General features: G+C 45.9%; 17 protein-coding genes. 4 read left to right on the top strand and 13 right to left on the bottom strand.

The window, feature by feature from the left end; translation table 11 throughout:
• The first annotated feature begins 53 nt into the window (after window positions 1–53).
• Window positions 54–1,574, top strand: a complete 1,521-nt coding sequence (locus tag L0U89_RS12665) for an OmpP1/FadL family transporter (RefSeq protein ID WP_234861861.1) — start codon at window positions 54–56, stop codon at window positions 1,572–1,574.
• Here L0U89_RS12665 and L0U89_RS12660 read toward each other — a convergent pair.
• Genes L0U89_RS12660 through L0U89_RS12650 form a run of 3 tightly spaced genes read right to left on the bottom strand, consistent with a single transcriptional unit; the run spans window position 1,571 to window position 3,730 of the window.
• The gene (locus L0U89_RS12660) at window positions 1,571–2,095 is read right to left on the bottom strand and encodes a shikimate kinase (RefSeq protein ID WP_234861860.1); all 525 of its coding nucleotides are present in this window, start codon (window positions 2,093–2,095) and stop codon (window positions 1,571–1,573) included. The genes L0U89_RS12665 and L0U89_RS12660 overlap by 4 nt on opposite strands.
• Window positions 2,092–3,192 (bottom strand): BT_3928 family protein, encoded by a 1,101-nt coding sequence (locus L0U89_RS12655; protein WP_234861859.1) that lies wholly within the window; start codon window positions 3,190–3,192, stop codon window positions 2,092–2,094. The genes L0U89_RS12660 and L0U89_RS12655 overlap by 4 nt, the downstream gene beginning before the upstream one ends.
• A complete protein-coding gene (locus tag L0U89_RS12650; RefSeq protein WP_234861858.1) occupies window positions 3,185–3,730 on the bottom strand; it encodes a DUF1599 domain-containing protein in 546 nt (181 codons plus the stop codon). The genes L0U89_RS12655 and L0U89_RS12650 overlap by 8 nt, the downstream gene beginning before the upstream one ends.
• Before the next feature lie 54 nt (window positions 3,731–3,784).
• Here L0U89_RS12650 and folP point away from each other — a divergent pair, with 54 nt between their 5' ends.
• Together folP and cdaA are read left to right on the top strand one after the other, a co-directional pair.
• The gene (gene folP / locus L0U89_RS12645) at window positions 3,785–4,630 is read left to right on the top strand and encodes a dihydropteroate synthase (protein WP_234861857.1); all 846 of its coding nucleotides are present in this window, start codon (window positions 3,785–3,787) and stop codon (window positions 4,628–4,630) included.
• The gene (gene cdaA, locus L0U89_RS12640; protein WP_008623507.1) at window positions 4,627–5,496 is read left to right on the top strand and encodes a diadenylate cyclase CdaA; all 870 of its coding nucleotides are present in this window, start codon (window positions 4,627–4,629) and stop codon (window positions 5,494–5,496) included. The genes folP and cdaA overlap by 4 nt, the downstream gene beginning before the upstream one ends.
• A 58-nt stretch (window positions 5,497–5,554) precedes the next feature.
• Here cdaA and L0U89_RS12635 read toward each other — a convergent pair whose 3' ends face one another.
• Window positions 5,555–5,749, bottom strand: coding sequence for a cold-shock protein (locus tag L0U89_RS12635; protein WP_008623506.1), 195 nt, complete (start codon window positions 5,747–5,749; stop codon window positions 5,555–5,557).
• Between the two features lie 89 nt (window positions 5,750–5,838).
• Here L0U89_RS12635 and L0U89_RS12630 point away from each other — a divergent pair, with 89 nt between their 5' ends.
• A complete protein-coding gene (locus L0U89_RS12630; RefSeq protein ID WP_234861856.1) occupies window positions 5,839–6,327 on the top strand; it encodes a SixA phosphatase family protein in 489 nt (162 codons plus the stop codon).
• Window positions 6,328–6,346: 19 nt separating this feature from the next.
• Here L0U89_RS12630 and L0U89_RS12625 read toward each other — a convergent pair whose 3' ends face one another.
• The 9 genes from L0U89_RS12625 to L0U89_RS12585 all read right to left on the bottom strand — a co-directional run bounded on the left by L0U89_RS12625 (window position 6,347) and on the right by L0U89_RS12585 (window position 19,509).
• Window positions 6,347–7,084, bottom strand: coding sequence for an SDR family NAD(P)-dependent oxidoreductase (locus L0U89_RS12625; RefSeq protein WP_234861855.1), 738 nt, complete (start codon window positions 7,082–7,084; stop codon window positions 6,347–6,349).
• Between the two features lie 65 nt (window positions 7,085–7,149).
• Window positions 7,150–8,553 (bottom strand): ATP-dependent protease ATPase subunit HslU, encoded by a 1,404-nt coding sequence (gene hslU / locus L0U89_RS12620; protein WP_234861854.1) that lies wholly within the window; start codon window positions 8,551–8,553, stop codon window positions 7,150–7,152.
• 69 nt (window positions 8,554–8,622) lie between these two features.
• Window positions 8,623–11,103, bottom strand: coding sequence for an endopeptidase La (gene lon, locus L0U89_RS12615; protein ID WP_234861853.1), 2,481 nt, complete (start codon window positions 11,101–11,103; stop codon window positions 8,623–8,625).
• Window positions 11,104–11,227: 124 nt separating this feature from the next.
• Window positions 11,228–13,294 carry an IPT/TIG domain-containing protein gene (locus tag L0U89_RS12610; RefSeq protein ID WP_234861852.1) on the bottom strand — a complete coding sequence of 689 codons (2,067 nt, stop codon included), beginning with the start codon at window positions 13,292–13,294 and terminating at the stop codon, window positions 11,228–11,230.
• 12 nt (window positions 13,295–13,306) lie between these two features.
• The gene (locus tag L0U89_RS12605; RefSeq protein WP_234861851.1) at window positions 13,307–14,533 is read right to left on the bottom strand and encodes a hypothetical protein; all 1,227 of its coding nucleotides are present in this window, start codon (window positions 14,531–14,533) and stop codon (window positions 13,307–13,309) included.
• A 242-nt stretch (window positions 14,534–14,775) separates the two neighbouring features.
• Window positions 14,776–15,162: a hypothetical protein gene (locus L0U89_RS12600; RefSeq protein ID WP_234861850.1), complete on the bottom strand. Its 387-nt coding sequence runs from the start codon at window positions 15,160–15,162 to the stop codon at window positions 14,776–14,778.
• Window positions 15,163–15,168: 6 nt separating this feature from the next.
• Complete coding sequence (locus L0U89_RS12595; RefSeq protein WP_234861849.1) at window positions 15,169–16,398, bottom strand: hypothetical protein; 1,230 nt, start codon at window positions 16,396–16,398, stop codon at window positions 15,169–15,171.
• 625 nt (window positions 16,399–17,023) lie between these two features.
• A complete protein-coding gene (gene rseP / locus L0U89_RS12590) occupies window positions 17,024–18,343 on the bottom strand; it encodes an RIP metalloprotease RseP (protein WP_234861848.1) in 1,320 nt (439 codons plus the stop codon).
• Window positions 18,343–19,509, bottom strand: a complete 1,167-nt coding sequence (locus L0U89_RS12585) for a 1-deoxy-D-xylulose-5-phosphate reductoisomerase (RefSeq protein WP_234861847.1) — start codon at window positions 19,507–19,509, stop codon at window positions 18,343–18,345. The genes rseP and L0U89_RS12585 overlap by 1 nt, the downstream gene beginning before the upstream one ends.
• Window positions 19,510–19,521 lie beyond the last annotated feature (12 nt).

Here is a 19,521-nt window from a genome sequence, read left to right as displayed (position 1 = left end):
ATTTTTCCGAAGCCGAAATAATAACACAATAACGATCAAAATATTCCTACGATATGCGAGTACAAATCAAGGCCGTTTTGGGCTTGTGCCTGAGTTTGGCAGCCATATTCGAATCTTTTGGCCAATTTGGATATTACCAAGACGCCTTACGATTCAGTGAGTTTAGGTCATCCGGTTCAGCGAGGATTATGGGCCTGGGAGGAACACAGATGTCTCTCGGGGGTGATGTATCCAATATCCATGCAAATCCAGCAGGGCTCGGATTTTTCAGAAGATCAGAATTCAGCGTGAGTCCTTCATTTGGCGTATGGAACACCGAATCCGAGTATTTGGGACAGTTACAGACAGACAAAACGAATAATTTTGCCTTGCCAAATATTGCTGTTGTCCTCAGCAAGACGAAAGGGCCATTGAACACCGATGCGTTTAGAGGTGGGTCCTTTGGGATAAGCTTCAACCGTATGAACCATTACAATACCCAGTTTGGGTATTTCTCTGATCTGGAAGGAGAAACTTCGATTATCGATTACTTCCTCCAACAGGCACAGGGCATTCCTGAATCCCAGATAGAAAACCAAGGCCTATTGGGATTGGCATACAATACATTCCTCATCAATCCGATCACGGTTGACCAAAACGGAAACCCGATCAATAATCCAACCGAGTATTTTTCCTTCGTGCAGGGCTTTCCTTTCCAAGATGAAACGATTACTACCGAGGGGCGTACCAGTCAGACATCTTTCTCCTATGGGGCCAATTTCTACAACAAGATATTTATCGGTGGCGGAGTCGGTTTGAGCTCAATTATTTTCCGGTCCAGGAGGTTGTATGGTGAGGAGTTTTTCAATGAGCCGCTGCTTACTACCAATCTGCAGGAAAATCTAAGTATCAATGGATTTGGCGCCAACATCAATCTAGGTCTAATTGTAAAACCCATCAGCATCTTAAACCTTGGATTCAACTTCCAATCTCCAACCTGGTATGCGATGGACGAGCAATACGAGGCCAGAATGGTGAGTGTGTATGACAACTTCTATTTTGAAGAGGAAGATTTGGTATTAGGCACGGAAGAAGCCTTTACACCAATTGTATTGGGAAGGTACAATCTCAATACGCCACTGAGAATGAGTGGTGGAGCTACTTTATTCTTGGGGAAAATTGGATTTATTACGGCTGACATCGACTACCTAGATTATTCAAGAAGTACGCTCAGTTCGAGGGATTTTAATACCAGTTCGGACAATCAAACAATCAGAACCCTGTACGGGCAGACATTCAACTATCGCGCAGGTGCCGAGTTCAGGTTTGATATCCTGAGGATTAGGGGAGGGTATGCTTTATATGGAGACCCATTCAAAGACAGTTCATTTGACAGGACAATGCAACAGGTGACAGGAGGCCTAGGACTGAGGTTCAAAACCTTCTATACAGATTTTGCTATGACCTACGCTTTGTTCGATGGTCTGTACAATTCCTATCCATTCATTGACAACGATGGATTCAACATCGGTCCATTTACCGAAATCAGAAATCAGGTTACAACAGGGATCCTTACCTTAGGCTTCAACTTCTAAAAATACCCGATTAGCTCGGAAATCAAATGCTCAGTGGAAACGTCATCTCCACTGAGTTTTATTTTTGCCTGGTTATAAAAATATTCCCGTTCCGCAAGTAGGTTTTTGAGCTTCAATATCATCTCGCCCTCATCCAGTCCTGCAAAAAGTGGGCGCTTTCCACCTTCATCTTTATGCAATCTCCTGAAAATCTCCTCCAAAGAAACTTCAAGGTAGACCGAGATTCCTTTTTGATTGATTAAATCCATGTTGTCATTGAAACAGGGCGTGCCACCGCCTGTTGCCAAGACAAATCCCTCAACGCCGTTTAATACCTTTTCCAAATATTGGCTTTCGAGTTCCCTGAACTTTCCTTCGCCCTCTTCTTGAAATATTTCCCGGATTTTTTTCCCAGTTTCGGTCTCAATGACCTGATCGAGATCGACAAATGCAAAATTGAGCTTGCGCGCGATCAGTCTCCCAAACGTGGATTTGCCCGAACCTGGTAATCCCAGCAAAATTATTTTGAGAGGCGTTCTCATGATGGGAATAATTCCTTCACTTCTGCTGCGCTGGGTGTATTCAGATAGTGGTATTTCTTGATCACGACACCCTCCGACAAAAGCATTGTTCCAGGATTGGATCTCATTATGGTCTTGATGACGGTTGCGTCGCCCTGATAGGATGTCACTTGCCATTTCCTGCTTTCGACCAATTGCTCGATTTCCTCCATCGATGATGCAGCGACCAAAACAGGTTCAATGCTAGTCCCCGCAATCCCGGCAAGAAGTTCGTCGATTTTTCCCAAGTGGTCGGTATTGATTTTGGACATATTCGTGACCAAAATCACGAGTTTTTGTCCTTGGAGAATTTGCTCCGTAAAGGTTCCTTCGTCATTCCAAACGGCGAAATCCGAGATCTTTGGCAAAGCCTCTTCGTTGAGCAGCTTCATTTCTACAAACTCCAAACTCTCGTCATTAGGGTATTGATCAAATTCCAGAAGCTCCTCGCCTTTTTTCATGATATAGGAATATTTCAAAGGAGCCGATGGCTGCATGGCAGTGTTAATATTCACACCTTCCTTGTAGGCGCGAAAATCAATAAAAGGGAGGTTTCTGATTGCGGTAATGGCGATGATAAAAGAGACAGCTAATGACCCAAAAGCAATCCGATGTGCCCAAGGACGGTGTTGGTTGGGCAAGTCTTTGCGAAAAAGAAACAGGATGCCAATCAACACGAGTAGGATCACATCTTTGGTAAAAGACTCCCAAGGCGTCAATTTGATAGCATCTCCAAAGCAACCGCAGTCGGTGACTTTGTTGAAATAGGCAGAATAAAACGTGAGAAAGGTGAAGAAAACGATCATCAAACCCAAAGCCCATACTGTGAGTCGCAACCTTACTCCCAATATCAACATCACACCCAATACAACTTCAGTCACAACCAAGAATACGGCAAGCGGCAGTGCGATTTCCTTAAAATGGACGAAGAATGAGGCAATGTCATTGGAAAAAACATCAAAGTACTCCTCTAGCTTGATCGCGGTACCGACAGGGTCATTGACTTTGATCAATCCCGAAAAGATAAACAATCCACCTACTAGCAGACGGATAATAAAGAGCATGGTTTGCTTAAGCATGGTAACCTAATTTGATGAGACAGAAGACGGCGTAGTTGATCATGTCCTGGTAATTGGCCTCTATGCCTTCGGATACCAAGGTCCGACCTTGATTGTCCTCTATTTGTTTGACCCGATAGAGCTTCATGAGGATGATATCAGTCATCGAAGATACGCGCATATCGCGCCAAGCTTCTCCATAGTCATGATTTTTGTTTTCCAAAAGGCTCTTGGTAGCATTTGCCCAATGGTCATAAAGCGGTTCCAGTTCGGAGTAAGGCAGTTCCATTCTAGGATCATCCTTTAGACTGATCTGCATCAATGCCATCAGGCAGTAATTGATGATGCCTACAAAATCATCTTCGATTGGATCCTCGACTTTTTGGGCACCTTTTTCCTGAATAGAGCGAATCCGCTGTGCCTTGATAAAAATCTGGTCGGTAATGGAGGGAAGTCTGAATATTCGCCAAGCCGTACCGTAGTCGAGGGTTTTCTTCTTAAAGAGTTCTTTACAATGGGAGATAACTTGACTATATTCGCTCGCTGTTTGCGTTTTCAATGCTTCAATCGTTTTGATGGGTTTTGAAATAGACCGTCAAGGCCCTCCGAAGATATGTTTTTTCCCACAAATATAACACTCCAAATCAAAGGAAAGCTGTACCTAGTTGACAGGCCATGGGTAATGGGAATCATGAACATGACACCAGATTCTTTCTTTGTCGATAGTCGGGTTGAGCTGACCATGGATGGAGTGCTCAGGATTGCCGAACGGATGGTTGAGGAAGGGGCAGAGATCTTGGATATCGGCGGCTATTCGAGTCGTCCCGGTGCTGCAGAAGTGTCGCCGGAAGAAGAGATCTCGAGGACGGTACCCTACATTAAGGCTATCAAAAAACGGTTTCCCGAGACCTTGATTTCCATTGATACTTTCCGCGCTTCTGTAGCCAAAGCGGCAGTGGAAGCTGGGGCGGATATTGTCAATGATATTTCAGCCGGCGATTTGGATCCAAACATGCTTGAAACGGTCGGGATGCTTGGTACCCCCTACATTGCCATGCACATGAAAGGCTCACCGCAGACCATGCAGGCCATGGCAAACTACACTGAGGTTACGAAGGAGATTTGTTATTTTTTTTCGAGAAAGCTGGAAGAATGTCGGAAATTTGGCATCAAAGATGTAATAATCGATCCAGGGTTTGGTTTTGCCAAAACTTTGGAGCAAAATTATGAGATACTCAGAAATTTGGCGTATTTTAAAACAATTGAGTGCATTTTGCTGGTTGGATTGTCAAGAAAGTCCATGATTTACAAAAAACTGGAGATCAAACCCGAAGAAGCCCTCAATGGGACCACCGCCCTTCACATGTTTTCTCTCCTCCACGGGGCCAACATTTTGAGGGTCCATGACGTGAAAGCAGCTAAAGAAACAATCGAATTATATAAACAGCTTTATCCTTGACGCTTCTTTTTAAGATCGGATTTTTGGAAGTATCCGTCGTGAATATCATCGATATCACGCTGGTGAGTATCCTATTGTACCAAGTGTACAAACTTCTCCGAGGTAGCGTGGCGATCAAGATTTTTCTAGGGTTCCTGTCGATATATCTGATGTACCTCATGGTCAGTGCCCTAAGGATGGAATTGCTTTCCATTATATTGGGACAATTTATGGGCGTAGGTGTGATTGCGGCACTGATTATCTTTGCGCCGGAAATCAGGAAATTCCTACTCCTGATCGGTAGGTCATCCTTCTTGTCCAATGAAAACATCCTCCAAGAATTGCTTTTCTGGAAAAAGCGTGACAGCAATGCTTTTAACATCAATCCCATCATTGAGGCATCCAAGAGCCTTTCCGGTACAAATACCGGCGCATTGATGGTTATTTCTAGAAATACCGAGCTGAAGTTTTATGCAGAAAGTGGCGATATCTTGGAAGCACAAATCTCAAAAAGGTTGTTGGTTTCCATTTTCAATAAGTATAGCCCCCTCCATGATGGCGCGGTGATCATTTACAATGGCAAAGTCAAGGCGGCAAGGTGTATTCTGCCGGTGACGGAAAGGGAAGTCCCCGCACAGTTTGGGCTGCGCCACCGCGCAGGTATCGGTATGTCAGAGGCGACCGATGCCTTGGTTTTGATCATTTCAGAGGAAACGGGACAGGTTTCTTTGGCAAAAAATGGCAAAATCCTGCACAACCTCTCCTTCCAAGAGCTCAGGGAATTGATCAACGAATACCTGATAGGCAGCGATATAGACGAGAAGTTCGAGGCGATTTCCGTATACGAAAAAGCCCGGATACAGAAGATATCTCCTAGCAGTGCATAAAATCAAAAAGCCTTATCCGTCGGGATAAGGCTTTTTTTTGCGCTAAGAATAGACTATTTTATTTCACTTTTTTCACATTGATGGCATTGAGACCTTTCTTTCCATCCTTTACGTCATAAGTTACTTTGTCATTCTGGGCCACTTTGTCCACCAAACCTGTTGCGTGTACAAATACGTCGTTTTGAGACTCGTCATCAACGATAAAGCCGAATCCTTTGGCGTCGTTGTAGAATTTTACTGTTCCGGTAAGCATGATAAATATTAGAATTATGTGGTTAAATGTACTTTAAATGTAAATATACTGGTTGGAAAAACAAAAATATATTTTGCTAAATTGGAGATATGAAAAAGCTTGTGATAGTCAGACACGCAAAATCCTCTTGGGACGATCCTTTTCTAAACGACCACGCTAGGCCACTTGCTGAGCGTGGATTGAAGGATGCACCTAAGATGGCGCAACGCCTCAGGAAGGAAAAGATCTACCCGGATGCGATTTTGTCCTCTGATGCCGAACGGGCAAAAGCGACCGCATTGATCACTGCAGAAGTGTTGGATTTTCCCAAACAAGATATTGTTTTTAAACATGGGCTTTACCTCGCATCCGCTGCAAGCCTTTTGGCAGAGATTAAGAAGACCGATGATGAGGTCAAGACCTTGTTCATTTTTGGTCACAACCCGGGACTAAATGATCTAATATCCAAGTTGGGTGGGGATATTGACAACCTGCCGACCTCAGGTCAGTTCGCGTTCAAGTTTGATGTCAAAAAATGGGAGGATGTTGCAAGCAAAAATGCGAAAGTCTGGTTTTTTGACTACCCCAAAAAGAGCTGATTGGATTTTGCCCTGGAACTTAGAAATTGCGTACATCCTGGATTACTTCCGGGAAATCCGCCATATTATCGAGTAGGTAAAGGATTTTTTCTGCGACTTCAGTCGACGTGCTGAGCGCATTGTCCTCCTTCAGTTTGCGAAACCTTTTTAATTGGGAAAATGATTCCTCCTCGGACTGCCGGATTGTTTTCTGCATGTCCGTATCGACGACTCCGGGCGCCAAGGCAAAAACCCGGACACCTGTTTCCTTCAACTCTGCTTCTTTTTGGGCAGTTTGGCTCATGGAGTTGATGGCGGCCTTCGAAGCGGAATACATCGCCCACCCGTCGATGGCCTTGGTCGCTGCACCTGAACTGATGTTGATGATCACCCTTTCGGCATGGCGATACGATGCATACTTCGACACAAAGGCATTCATCAAAATTGCGGGAGCTATGGTATTGATGGAAAAAATCTCTGCTATGTTTTTGGATGAAAGCGCGCCGACATAGCCGATTTCACCAAGCGTCCCGGCATTGTTGACTAAGACAATCCTCGAAAAAGTCCCGGCGGGGAATATCCGATCTAAGATTGCTGGGATTGAATTTAAATCTGACAAGTCACATGCGATCTCTGTGAAGTTAGGGTGCTCGATCGCGGTCTTCGTTCTCGAAATCCCGATCACCCGAATGCAAGGATTTTGGATCAAATGCTTGACCAAACCCAAACCGATTCCTTTGCTACTGCCGGTTATGATATAGAGTTGTTCGCTCCGCATTTGATTTTTATTCGAATAGGTTAAAAAAAGCCATCCTGAACTTTTCGCCCAGGATGGATTTTTGCTTAAAGGATGTACTGCGAAAGATCCCTGTTTTTGACCAAGGAACTCAAGCGTTCCTGTACCATTTCCTTGGTGATCATGATCTTCGAATTTGCCTCAATCGTGTCGGGAACTTCGAAAAGGAAGTCGTTCAACAAATGGCTCATCACCGTGTGCAAACGCCTGGCCCCAATGTTTTCCACTTGTTCGTTGATCTGGAATGCCAATTTTGCGATTTCCCTGATGGCTTCGTCGTTGAAATCCAAGTACACTTCTTCCGACTCGAATAGGGCTTGGTACTGTTTGGTTAGTGCGTTTTTTGGTTCTTTCAGGATGCGGTAAAAATCCTCCTCCGTGAGGCTGTTGAGCTCCACCCGGATCGGAAAACGTCCCTGCAACTCAGGTATCAGGTCGGAAGGCTTACTTACGTGAAAAGCTCCTGCCGCGATGAACAGTACGTGATCGGTATTGACGACTCCATATTTTGTATTGACGGCGCTGCCTTCTACGATGGGAAGCAGGTCTCGTTGCACACCTTCCCGGCTGACGTCGGGGCCCCCGCCGGATTTGCCGCTTTTGGAGGCAATTTTGTCAATCTCGTCAATAAAGATGATGCCATTGTTTTCCGCGAGTTTCAATGCTTCTTCCTTGACTTCGTCAAAATCAATCAGCTTGGAGGCTTCTTCCTCCATGAGGATTTTTCTGGCCTCAGAGATGCTGACTTTACGCTTTTTGGTCTTTTTGGGCATCATGCCGCTGATCATGTCCTGAAGGCCGGCGATACTTGCGTCGTCCATCATGCCGTTTCCGATCATGCCGATTCCCACGGGGGGACTTTGCTTCACGCTGATTTCGATCTTTCTGTCGTCGAGTTCACCCCTTTTCAGTTTCTCCCTGAAAAGATCCCTTGTTCGCTCATTCAATTCATCATCGGAACTAGGTTCTGTCCCGATTTCAATCGTGTTTCCGGAAATTGGTCTGGCAAAACCCGGACTTTTGACAGGCGGGATCAGGATGTCCAAAATAACTTCTTCTACCGCTTCAGCAGCCTTCTCTTTTACAGCCTCATTCTTCTTTTCCCTTACCAAATGGACGGATTGTTCGACGAGGTCGCGGACCATGCTCTCGACATCCCGGCCCACATAGCCGACTTCGGTGAATTTGGACGCTTCCACTTTGGTGAAGGGGGCATTGGCAATCTTTGCCAAGCGCCTTGCGATCTCCGTCTTACCGACACCCGTCGAGCCAATCATCAGGATGTTGTTGGGGACGATATCCTTTTGGATGTCGCCCTTTACATTCATCCGCCGGATTCTGTTGCGCAGGGCAATGGCCACGTTGCGTTTGGCATCGTGTTGGCCGATGATGTATTTGTCTAGCTCTGCGACGATCTGTCGTGGAGTCAAGTCATGAAATTCGTTTCTCATCTTGTAGTGTCGGGATATCCTTTTCGGAGTTCCCTTTTTTAATGGTTGGTATAGCTCGGCTAAGCCCTGTTAAGCTTTCTTTCCATGCTCCTTCGGAAAGGTAAACTGCATCGGTTCGTCCACTTTTGTTTTGAGCAGGGCGAGTGCCAACACTTCCTCTACCTTGTCGACAAAGTGGAAGTTGAGTCCCTTGATATACTCGGTGTCGATTTCTTCGATGTCCCGGTGGTTGTTTTTGCAAAGGATGATTTCCTTGATGCCTGCACGTTTGGCGGCGAGGATTTTTTCTTTGATTCCTCCGACCGGCATAACTTTTCCACGGAGTGTAATCTCCCCAGTCATCGCCAATTTTGCCTTCACCTTTCGCTGGGTAAATGCCGAGGCCATTGCCGTCAGCATGGTAATTCCCGCAGAGGGGCCGTCTTTAGGGACCGCTCCGGCAGGGACGTGGATATGCAAGTCATAATGGTCAAACACCCGGTAGTCGATCCCCAATTTGTCTGACTTGGTCTTGAGGTAAGAGAGGGCCGTCATGGCGGATTCCTTCATCACATCTCCCAATTGTCCGGAGAGCGTTAGTTTTCCTTTGCCTTTGCTGAGTGATGCTTCCACGAAGAGGATTTCCCCGCCCACAGAGGTCCAAGCAAGGCCTGTCACCACGCCGGGAATCGAATTGTCCTGGTAGATTTCCTTGTCGAATATTTCTCCACCAAGGATTTTCCGCACCATTTCGACGGTCACTTTCTTGGCGTATTCTTCCTCCATGGCAATCGACTTGGCGATGTTTCGAATTACTTTTCCGATCGCCCTTTCAAGGGTCCTTACGCCGGACTCACGGGTATAGTCTTCGATGATCTTGACCAATGCGGCTTTGTCGAAGCTTATGTCCGTGGCTTTGAGGCCGTGTTCTTTTCGTTGCTTGGGGACGAGATGCTTTTTGGCAATCTCCAATTTCTCTTCCATCGTATAGCCGGTCACTTCGATGATTTCCATCCTGTCCCGCAAGGCGGGTTGGATCGTATCGAGCGAATTGGCAGTGGCGATAAACAGCACCTTGGAAAGGTCATACTCCACCTCCAGGTAGTTGTCCACGAAGCTGCTGTTTTGCTCCGGGTCGAGTACTTCCAAGAAAGCAGAGGAAGGGTCGCCACGGAAATCGGAACTCAGCTTGTCGATTTCATCCAATACATACACGGGATTGGAAGACTTCACCTTCTTCATGTTTTGGATAATCTTGCCGGGCATGGCGCCGACATAGGTCTTGCGGTGGCCGCGGATTTCGGCCTCATCGTGCACGCCACCTAGTGACATACGTACATATTTCCTGCCCAAAGCGGTAGCAATGGATTTTCCCAAAGAGGTCTTTCCGACTCCCGGAGGTCCATATAGACAAAGGATTGGACCTTTAAGGTCTTTTTTGAGTTTGAGAACGGCGAGGTATTCGATGATCCTTTCCTTCACTTTCACAAGGCCGGAATGGTCGCGGTCCAGGATGGCCTTCGCCCGCTTGAGGTCAAAATTGTCCTCTGTGTATTCATTCCACGGCAACTCCACAAGTGTCTCGGCATAGTTGAGTGCAATGGGATATTCCGCCGCGGATGGATTGATGCGGAGGATTTTATTGAGTTCTTTTTCAAAATGCAGTGCCACTTCTTTGGGCCACTTTTTTAGGGCTCCTTTGGCGCGCAGTTCTTCGACCTCTTTTTCCGGTCCTTCTTCACCCAGTTCGGTTTGGAGGACTTTCATCTGCTGGCGGAGGAAATAATCGCGCTGCTGCTGATCGATATCGGTATGGACTTTCTTTTGGATCTCGCTCTTGATTTCCAGCATTTGGATATCCTTCATCATGAATTCCAAAAGCAAGGTGGCCCGCTCCAAACCATCGTTGATCTCCAGCAAGCGCTGCTTCGCTTCCACCGGTGCATTGATATTGGATGAAAGGAAATGTGTGAGAAAGGCCGTATTGTCGATATTGTCAAGTGCGACTTGTGCCTCGCGGGGAATTTCGGGATTGAGGTGCAGGATTTTGGCGGCGGACTCCTTGAGGGATTCCTCTAGCGCCTTGATCTTTCGGCTGTTTTTGGGGAAGTTTTCATCCAAGTATTCCACCCGCGCAGTAAAGTAGGGATCCTCGGTCAGGGTTTCAGTGATCTTGAACCGTTTTTTTCCTTGGATAATGATCGTCGTATTCCCGTCGGGCAAGACAATCATCTTGATGATCTTGGCCAAAGTGCCCACATGGTAGATATCCTCCCAAGCCGGGTCGTCGTTTTGGGGATTGATTTGGGCGCAGACGCCGATCATCTTATCGCCTTTTTGGGCTTTTTTGACCAATTTGATGGAGCGCTGCCTGCCCACGGTAATCGGGATCACCACACCCGGGAAGAGCACGGTGTTGCGGACCGAAAGAATCGGGATGTCCGTGGCGAAATGGTCCGGCTGCTGCTGGGTTTCCTCTTCGTCATCGGTAATCAGCTGGATGAGGTCACCCTCTCCCGCATAGTCGCCTCCCATCATGGTTTGATATAACTGGTTTTTGAATTGCATCATAAGGACAATATGACAGATAAGCTGTCATGAAATAATAAAACAGCGAAGAACCCCCAATTTATGAAGGTTCTTCCAATAATTTCAATGAATATGCCAAGGAGAATGGGTGGTACAAATTGGCAGGTCAGTCAAATTTGAAATAGGCAGGATCGGCTTCGTACACCCTGTTAAATGAAGTCGAGAAAATCGTGTTTCCGATAACAATTGGAAAATTAACGAGGGCTTGTCTACCATTTTCCGAGTTTAGCATCTTCACTGAGTAATCATCTAAGTTTACTTCAGCTATAACTGAGTTTGATTGAAAGTAGGCCTTATTGCCAATGACTGGAACATGGCTTGCTTGGAGATTTTCTAGATTTTCGAATACGGCCAATTTCTCCCAATCTTCTGTTTGAGGATCAAAACGGAAAAGGGATGGTATGAAGTTTTCGGGCGAATAGCCGAATCTGTAAAGTTGATTTTTGTACCTGAAACCCAAGAGTTTTAAAATTTGACCTTGGTATGTGATCGAAGGAGATACTAGTTTCTCCCACTTTTTCTCTAGAATGCTGTACCTCCAGCGTTCTGGTTTCTCGGTATAACCATTAACAGACTCAATGAGCCATCCCCCGTCGCAATACAGGTATTGTTCTGTTGAGTAGGCGGAAGTTATGTAAACCAGATTGGAGGGATGGGATGGTAAAAGCGTCACTTGTTTAGAAATCGGATCCAGTTCAAAGATGTATGGAACATTACTTGGCGATTGTAGAGGATTTCCATCGCCTCCAATGTATATTTTTCCGTTGGGAGAACTTACAACAAATGAGTACCAGTATAGTTGAAATTGTTCGGGAAAAGTGTAAACCAAAGAAGAGGTTTTGGTAGAGGGATCGAACTCTACGATTTTTTTTGTCGTGACTATATATCCCTTTTTCCCGTCTGTAGCAGAGCCCAAGACATATTCAGAATCCTCTATATGATCTGATAAACTGAGAAACGGAAGGCTTAAATCCTTGAATGTGACAGTAACAGAATTTTTAGATTTCACTCCAAAAGTGTTTGAAAACAATGCGAGAGTCCTTGGAAGGAAAAAATCGTCTGTTTGATAAACCCTCAGTGTAATCTTTTCGCTGGTCGATTCTAATATTTCGAAATTCAAACCGGGCGTATCCGAGGTTATCTTATTCAATCTGGTGAAATCCGGATTGAAGTTTTGGCCGAAAATGGTGAACGGGTCGGAACTGAAGATATTGAAGCCTTGTCCAGGATTGATTTCACTGCCTTTCAATTTAAAGGCATTTTCCAAGAGGTATTTTTTTCCCCTAACCGTAATCTCCAAAGTCGGGGATTGTTCTTCGATCGGCGCTTTTGGCTTGAATCTGATTTCATTGCTTGAGAAGAAGTCAATAGGTATTTCAAAAAAATTGCCCTCGGGATTCTTGTATCTGACTTTTACCGTTTCACTCATGAGGTCGCTGCCGCTGATGCTGATAGATTCTCCCCATATAAATTCTTTGCTTGTGTTGGTAGTGAATTTGGCTGTTCTGAAATTCAGGGGCCATTCGACCAAGAGTTCCTTTCCGGAAATATCAATTTTGAAGTCAAAAAGCCCTTGTTCTGCCTGTTTTTCAGTGAATCCAAAAACGGGAGGGAGGACGATTTTAAAGCTCGTTGGACTAAGGTCAAGAATCTGGGCATTGGCACCCATTACCTGCACTCTGTAATTACTGGATATCCTGCTGAAGTTCCTACCCGACACAGTGATAGTATCCCCAAAATACACCTCTTCCGGGGCTGAAATAGCATCGAAAATGAATCCGAGCGAGCCCTTGCTGGTAAATTTGATTTGTTCAGAATACACCAGACTCCTGTTCGTCCTTACAAATGCTGCAACGAAATATTCTGATCCTTGACGCATTCCATAATCAGCGATAAGTTTGAAAATCGTTTCTGGTTTACCTGATTGTTTTACGACGTCACCTGTTTCAATTGAAGGATTTGGAGTTTTGCTAAACACAAACCCATATTCCAAAATCTCCTCTGAACCAAATTCAAACACATTGGCCGCGAACTCCACGCCGGAAGCGTCGATGTTTTGCACATAGGCCACACTGAACCTCGGATTGGTCGCAGGCTTGACGTCTTCGTCTTTTTGGCAGGAGAAAAGCGTAATCGCTGCCAAGAGTAAAATCGATATTTTTAGGGTATTCATATGCATCAATGGTTAGAAACGTAGGCCGATCAATAGACTGGTATTGGTTTGGTTGTAGGATGCTTCGTTAAACGGTAGGTTGACCTGGTAAAAAGCAGGCAGGTAGTCGAGTTGCAGTTCAGCAAGCAGACCAATCTTCTTCGAAAAATTCCAGACTACGCCGATTTTGCCGGCAGCCGTGGTCATTTTTTCATTAATGCTGGTAAACTCCGTCTCGTAAATCGTGGTGACTCCATTGTGCGTGAGCGTTTGGTCTACCATGGCAAACTCGCTTTCCAGACTGCTGAAGCGGCTATTGAAACCAATGCCGATATAGGAATCAAAGCTCCCCGCCCGCGTCCAGGTGTAGTTCACAAAAGCGGGGATGGTGATTGTCGATGCGCTGAAGACCTCCTTCGCGGTCATGTATTGGCTTTCTGAAGTGTATTCGGATATGATCGTGTTGTCCAACTTGGAGTAGCCGACCGAAACGTCGATGGAAAGCCGCTTCCAGCGACGGAATTGGTGGGCCTTGATGCCTATTTGCATGATTGGTGTCTGGTGATTTTCGAAAGCATCTTTTCTGTTTTCCGGACGACTGGCAGGGCTCATGCTCATGTAAGTGACACCGCCGTAGATCACCGGGGATATCCTCACAAATGGCAACTCGGGAAGGTGCTGTTCATAGGTGATTCCTTCGCAGTAGTGATATTTGGAAAGTAATTTGACCAAAGAATAATCATCGTATTTGGTATCAGCCAGTACATCGTAGATTTCTGCACTACATTCCCCGGCCATTAGCATGTTGATCGTGCCCAAATAGGGTTTCTTCAGTTCCCGCGTCTCCCTGCCTGCGACGGTCGCCTTGTCGTAGAAAGCCTTCAGTTCGTGGATTTCTCGACCGTCGTTCACGTAAAACTTGTCATTGGCCTTGTATAGGCTAAGCTTTCCTGTCAATAAGACTTGTACAAATTCCAAATTCTCTGATCCAGGTAGCCTTATGGCCATAAACTTGCGTCCGCTTTGGAACCCGAAACCTTGGATGTCCCCTGGCCCAAAAGTGCCCGTACCTCCAGCGGCAGACCTGAATCGGACGGTATTGTACTGGTCATTTTCAAAGCTGCCCAAAATGACACCCGTTTCCTTTTGTCCATCGGCCTTGAGGATGTAGTCATCGGCCTGTTTTTGGGCGAAATTTGGATGGCAGATCAGCAGAAACAAGCTGCAGCACAATCCTCTAAAGAGTGGGAGTCTTATCATTTGAGAACGGGTTTCATAAGTATTCTCAATGATACCGAAATTTGCAATATTAAAAAATAAGGGGATGGAATATTTTTTCCGTGAAATTCACCTGTTTTTATGAAGCGATCAAGGGAACGGAGAGACCTGTATTGACCTCCACTTTGGTAAATGTTCTTTAGAAGATCAACAAGCAGGAACCTGGCTGGTTGCTGCTAGGTAGTTCGCCCAAATCAAATGAAACCTAGCGGCACCGGTCAGGGTTATCGCTGATTAACAAACTCAACAATACCGGAGTAGGTGATTCCATTGGTGGTTCGCATGAAGGCAACCAGCAAGTATTTTCTTCCGGGGACCATTGTATGCGCTGCTTCCAGCTCGAAAAAATCATCGGGCTTTCCCGCGCGACTGATCGTTATGCCATCGCCGACCCGAGGCGTAGGCCTATCATTGTAAACAAATCCATATTCAACAACTTCCTGTGTACCATAATCATACACTTTTGCGGCGAAACGCACACTTACCGGATCAATTTTTTGTACAGTCGCGGCACTTAGCCTTGGATTTTTCCTCGGTGCAAGCTCTACCTCAGCACAAGCAGAAAGGAAAAGGACAAATAAAATAATTGAAGTGTATTTGATGGCCGTCATTTGATTTCAGAAGATTATGCTAAACAAAAACGCTACTGTAAATTGCTTGTAGGTACTGTCCGAATAGGGCCATACCCTCACCGTATTTTTGGACTGATAGTCGAATTGAAGTTCGGATAACAGTCCAACCTTTTTCCCTTGATTGATATGGGCACCAAGTTTTATCGCGGGGGCGAAATCCCGGTCTTCATTGAAAAAAAACTGTTCTTCGGTAACTGTGGTGACCGAGTTGAAGAACAGCGTGTAATCTACGATCGCATAATCAACCTCAAAGCTCGTGTTTCTGACAATTCCACCTAAGCCAATATAGGTGCCAACGGATCCAAATTTGAACAGTTGGTAGTCAACAAACATCGGCACGAGTATGCTAGAGCTTCTATAGACCTGTGTTCCGGTTGTCAATCCTTCAGAGTTCTCGAATTGATAGTTCAGCGTGTTGTCCCTATTCATGTACGCAACGGACAAATCAAATGCAAGTCGAGGAAGCTTCCGGATTTGGTGAAACCTTACTCCAGCCTGAAATACGGGGAATGAGTTCCTATCAAAAACCATCACTTTACTCGCATTGATCGGATAATAATCCTGGTTTAGGAAAGCCAATCCTGCCGTAGCCATTGGCGAAATCCTAACCAGAGGGATTTCCTGAATATGATTGATGAATTCCAGGCCTTCGCATTCATGATACTTTGAGAGTATTTCGGCCAAAGAGTTTTCTGTATACTTGGCACCCATCACCGTCACAACAAGCGAATTGCCGCAATTACCCGCCAAGATAAGGTTAAGCGTATTGACAAAAGGTTTAAAATTGCTCCTTTGTGTATTGCTTTCGGCGCCCAACGACTGACTGTAACTACTGTTAAGTTTAACAAGCTTGCCGTCGTCATCAATGTAGAATACTTTCTTGTATTTGTATAGGCTTTTTTTCCCCGAAAGGATGACTTGAACAAAAACCTTTTCATTCTCCTCAGGCAAGTGGATAGATTTAAAGTATCTCCCATTGTCAAGTCCAAAGGCTATGAGATCAGACGGCATGTACTGGTTCACCGCCTGGTCTGAAGAATTCCTGAAATTGACCGATTTTGCATTGGTAAAATCGAAGGTATTCACCATTGAACCATATACCTTTTCCTGCGAAGGCAAAACAACAAAGTCGCCATTCTGTCCATATGAGGATATGGATAAAAGTATCAGGAGTGACAGCAGGAGCAAACTTGCGAAATATCGATTTGAGTCCATGGGTGATACGAATACTAAAACCTTCCCCAATGATACCGAAATTTGCAATATTAAAAAATAAGGGGTGTGAAATAATTGTTTATTCGAAGTGCGGACACCATAATAGGTTCTCGGCAATCAAAATCGAGATGAAAAGATGAGTTGGGGGAATTATCTGATTTCTTGGTTTTTGTCGGAAAGTGTACGAACGGTGTACGAGGCAGGTACTAGGGGTGTACCATGAGAGGTACAACAATTAGAAAAGATGCGGCATCGAAATCTATAGACAAGATATTGATTCCGATTCCCACCCAACCACCACCCGATATCAGTCCCACCGCCTCCCTACCATGTCGGCACCGTGTCGGCACAGTGTTCCCACCGTGTCCCTATCACTACCCGTACCAACTCCGTACTTAGTCCGTACCAATTCCGCCTTAACTCCGTGTTAACTCCGTATTTCTGGTAGTTCCTTGGGCATAATTACTCGGTTGTTTAAAAGAGAAAAAAGGCCTAATAAGCTAGCCTTTTCCGGGTAGCTATTTGTTTGTGTTTCGGAATTACAGCCAACCCTTTTTAGCCAACAAAGCAAAAGGGGTGGAACGAATCCCACCCCTTTTGCTGAATATCTATTGTAATGTAGGAATTATGCCCCTGTAAAAAGCTTCAGGATATCATTTCCGATGGCAAATACCATCAAGGCCAGCAACAAGACCATGCCTACTTTCTGGGCATTCTCGAGGAACTTGTCGGAAGGTGCCTGTCCGGAAATCATCTCATACAGGAGGAACATCACGTGTCCACCGTCCAATGCCGGGATCGGCAACAGGTTCATAAAGGCCAAGATCATGGAAATCAAGCCTGTGATACTCCAGAACTTCACCCAATCCCATTTGGAGCCATAGATTTTTGCCATGCCGATCGGTCCGCTTACATTTTTGGCGGAAACTTCTCCGGTAAACATCTTGCCGAGTGCCTTGGCGTTGACTATGACGACGCCAAAGGCTTTTGCCGTCCCCTTGCTGATGGATTCTCCGATGGAGTATTTTCTGACGACTGGCTCTAATAGTGAATTGGCTTGGATGCCGATAGTGCCTTCCGCGGAGACAGGTGTCATTTTCTCTAGTTTTTGTCCTTCCCTTTCGATCAGGATGGCCGCTTCTTTGCCCTTGGTCGCTGCCAATGCGCCCTGAAGCTCATCGAAATATTGAATCGGCTGTCCGTTGACTGCGACGATTTTGTCCCCGACCTGCAGTCCCACTTTTGCAGCTGCGCCGTCTTTGCTCACTTCACCAACTGTGAATGGAAAGCGGATGCTGAGGAAATTGCCCATACTTTCCTCGTTGGAGAAGGAATTGATAAAACCCCTTGGGATTTCAATTTGGATGGTTTCCCCATTGCGCTCCACGGTGTAGAATCCTCCGGAACTCAACAATGCTTCCCCACTGCTGAGGTCGGAAAGGCTCACATAGGGCTGGCCGTTGATGTCAAGGACTTTGTCGCCAGTTTGAAAGCCGATGCCTTTGGCAATGTCATAAGCTACGATGCCATTTTCTACGACTTGGTCTCTTGAAAAATAGGTTTCACCCCTTTGGTACACCAAAGCCACAAAAATCAGGACACCCGTAATGACATTGACGATGATACCGCCAAGCATGACGATGAGTCGCTGCCAGGCCGGCTTGGAGCGGAATTCCCAAGGTTGCGGTTCGGAAGATAGCTGCTCAGTATCCATGGATTCGTCCACCATGCCGGAGATTTTCACGAAACCACCCAAAGGAACCGCACCGATAGAATATTCCGTTTCGCCCCATTTGAAGCCGATGATTTTTGGAGGGAATCCTATGGAAAACTTCTCCACCCGCATCCCAAACATTTTGGCCGTCAAGAGGTGCCCCAATTCGTGCAATCCTACCAGTATCGACAATCCCAGAATCAGCTGGGCCACCATGATCAATGTTTCCATTATACTTTACTCTTGATTGATTCTTCTGTTAATTTTCTAGCTATTCGGTCCGTCTGCACATAATCTTCCAAACTGGGGTGCGCGACAAAATCCACTTTCTCGAGCGTCTGCTCTATCAAATCCGACATTTCCAAAAATCCGATCTCATCCCTCAAAAACGAGGCCACGGCTATCTCATTTGCTGCATTGAGTACACAGGGAGCATTTCCCCCCTTTTCCAAAGCAGCAAAGGCAAGGCCTAGGTTTCGGAAGGTTGTCATGTCGGGCTTTTCAAATGTCAGGTTTGGATAATTGGTGAAATCAAACCTGGGGAAATCCGCCTTGAGCCTTTCCGGATAGCTCAGGGCAAACTGAATGGGAATACGCATATCGGGCAGCCCAAGTTGTGCTTTTATGCTCCCATCTTCAAATTGTATCAAAGAATGGATAATCGACTGGGGATGAACCACCACCTCTATTTGATTGGCATCTAATCCGAAAAGCCACTTGGCTTCTATGACTTCCAAGCCCTTGTTCATCAAGGAAGCGGAATCTATCGTGATTTTCGCACCCATATCCCAATTGGGATGCTTGAGCGCTTGGGCTTTGGTGACAGTCTTGAGATACTCCCGGTCTTTTCCCCGGAAGGGTCCTCCTGAAGCTGTCAGGATGATTTTTTCGATGGGATTGTGGAATTCTCCAACAAGACACTGGAATATCGCCGAATGCTCCGAATCCACAGGATAGATGTTGACACCTTTTTCGCTGGCCAATTGCGTCACCAACTCGCCTGCTACCACCAAGGTTTCCTTGTTGGCAAGGGCGATGGGTTTGCCTGCGTCTACCGCCTTCAGCGTCGGAATCAGGCCCGAATATCCCACCAAAGCGGTCAGGACGATATCGACCGTGTCCATGGTCACCACGTCTGCCAGGGCTTTTTCACCCGCGTACACCTTGATGTCTTGCCCCGACAATGCATCCTTTACGGTAGCATACAGGGCTTCATTGCCGATAACGACACAGTTGGGCTGGAACTGCAGGGCTTGCTCGATGAGAAGTTCGGCGTTGTTTTGTGCGGTCAGGACCTCTACTTCAAACTTTCCCGGATGGGCTTGGATGACTTCCAAGGTTTGTTTTCCAATACTTCCTGTGGAGCCGAGAATGGCTACATGCTTTTTTCCTGACATCAATATGGGTAC

Origin of the sequence: Mariniradius sediminis (assembly GCF_021491425.1) — a bacterium.
In the GTDB taxonomy this organism is placed as follows: Bacteria; Bacteroidota; Bacteroidia; order Cytophagales; family Cyclobacteriaceae; genus Mariniradius; species Mariniradius saccharolyticus.
The sequence above is the reverse complement of the archived record's forward strand: the minus strand, read 5'-3'. Positions and strand labels throughout refer to the sequence as shown.

What these genes read in the sequence shown, in the direction of transcription:
- L0U89_RS12665 (WP_234861861.1), top strand. Translation starts at nt 54, where the DNA reads ATGCGAGTACAAATCAAGGCCGTTTTGGGCTTGTGCCTGAGTTTGGCA.
- L0U89_RS12660 (WP_234861860.1), bottom strand. Translation starts at nt 2,095, where the DNA reads ATGAGAACGCCTCTCAAAATAATTTTGCTGGGATTACCAGGTTCGGGC.
- L0U89_RS12655 (WP_234861859.1), bottom strand. Translation starts at nt 3,192, where the DNA reads ATGCTTAAGCAAACCATGCTCTTTATTATCCGTCTGCTAGTAGGTGGA.
- folP (WP_234861857.1), top strand. Translation starts at nt 3,785, where the DNA reads ATGTTTTTTCCCACAAATATAACACTCCAAATCAAAGGAAAGCTGTAC.
- L0U89_RS12635 (WP_008623506.1), bottom strand. Translation starts at nt 5,749, where the DNA reads ATGCTTACCGGAACAGTAAAATTCTACAACGACGCCAAAGGATTCGGC.
- L0U89_RS12630 (WP_234861856.1), top strand. Translation starts at nt 5,839, where the DNA reads ATGAAAAAGCTTGTGATAGTCAGACACGCAAAATCCTCTTGGGACGAT.
- L0U89_RS12625 (WP_234861855.1), bottom strand. Translation starts at nt 7,084, where the DNA reads ATGCGGAGCGAACAACTCTATATCATAACCGGCAGTAGCAAAGGAATC.
- hslU (WP_234861854.1), bottom strand. Translation starts at nt 8,553, where the DNA reads ATGAGAAACGAATTTCATGACTTGACTCCACGACAGATCGTCGCAGAG.
- lon (WP_234861853.1), bottom strand. Translation starts at nt 11,103, where the DNA reads ATGATGCAATTCAAAAACCAGTTATATCAAACCATGATGGGAGGCGAC.
- L0U89_RS12610 (WP_234861852.1), bottom strand. Translation starts at nt 13,294, where the DNA reads ATGAATACCCTAAAAATATCGATTTTACTCTTGGCAGCGATTACGCTT.
- L0U89_RS12605 (WP_234861851.1), bottom strand. Translation starts at nt 14,533, where the DNA reads ATGATAAGACTCCCACTCTTTAGAGGATTGTGCTGCAGCTTGTTTCTG.
- L0U89_RS12600 (WP_234861850.1), bottom strand. Translation starts at nt 15,162, where the DNA reads ATGACGGCCATCAAATACACTTCAATTATTTTATTTGTCCTTTTCCTT.
- L0U89_RS12595 (WP_234861849.1), bottom strand. Translation starts at nt 16,398, where the DNA reads ATGGACTCAAATCGATATTTCGCAAGTTTGCTCCTGCTGTCACTCCTG.
- rseP (WP_234861848.1), bottom strand. Translation starts at nt 18,343, where the DNA reads ATGGAAACATTGATCATGGTGGCCCAGCTGATTCTGGGATTGTCGATA.
- L0U89_RS12585 (WP_234861847.1), bottom strand. Translation starts at nt 19,509, where the DNA reads ATGTCAGGAAAAAAGCATGTAGCCATTCTCGGCTCCACAGGAAGTATT.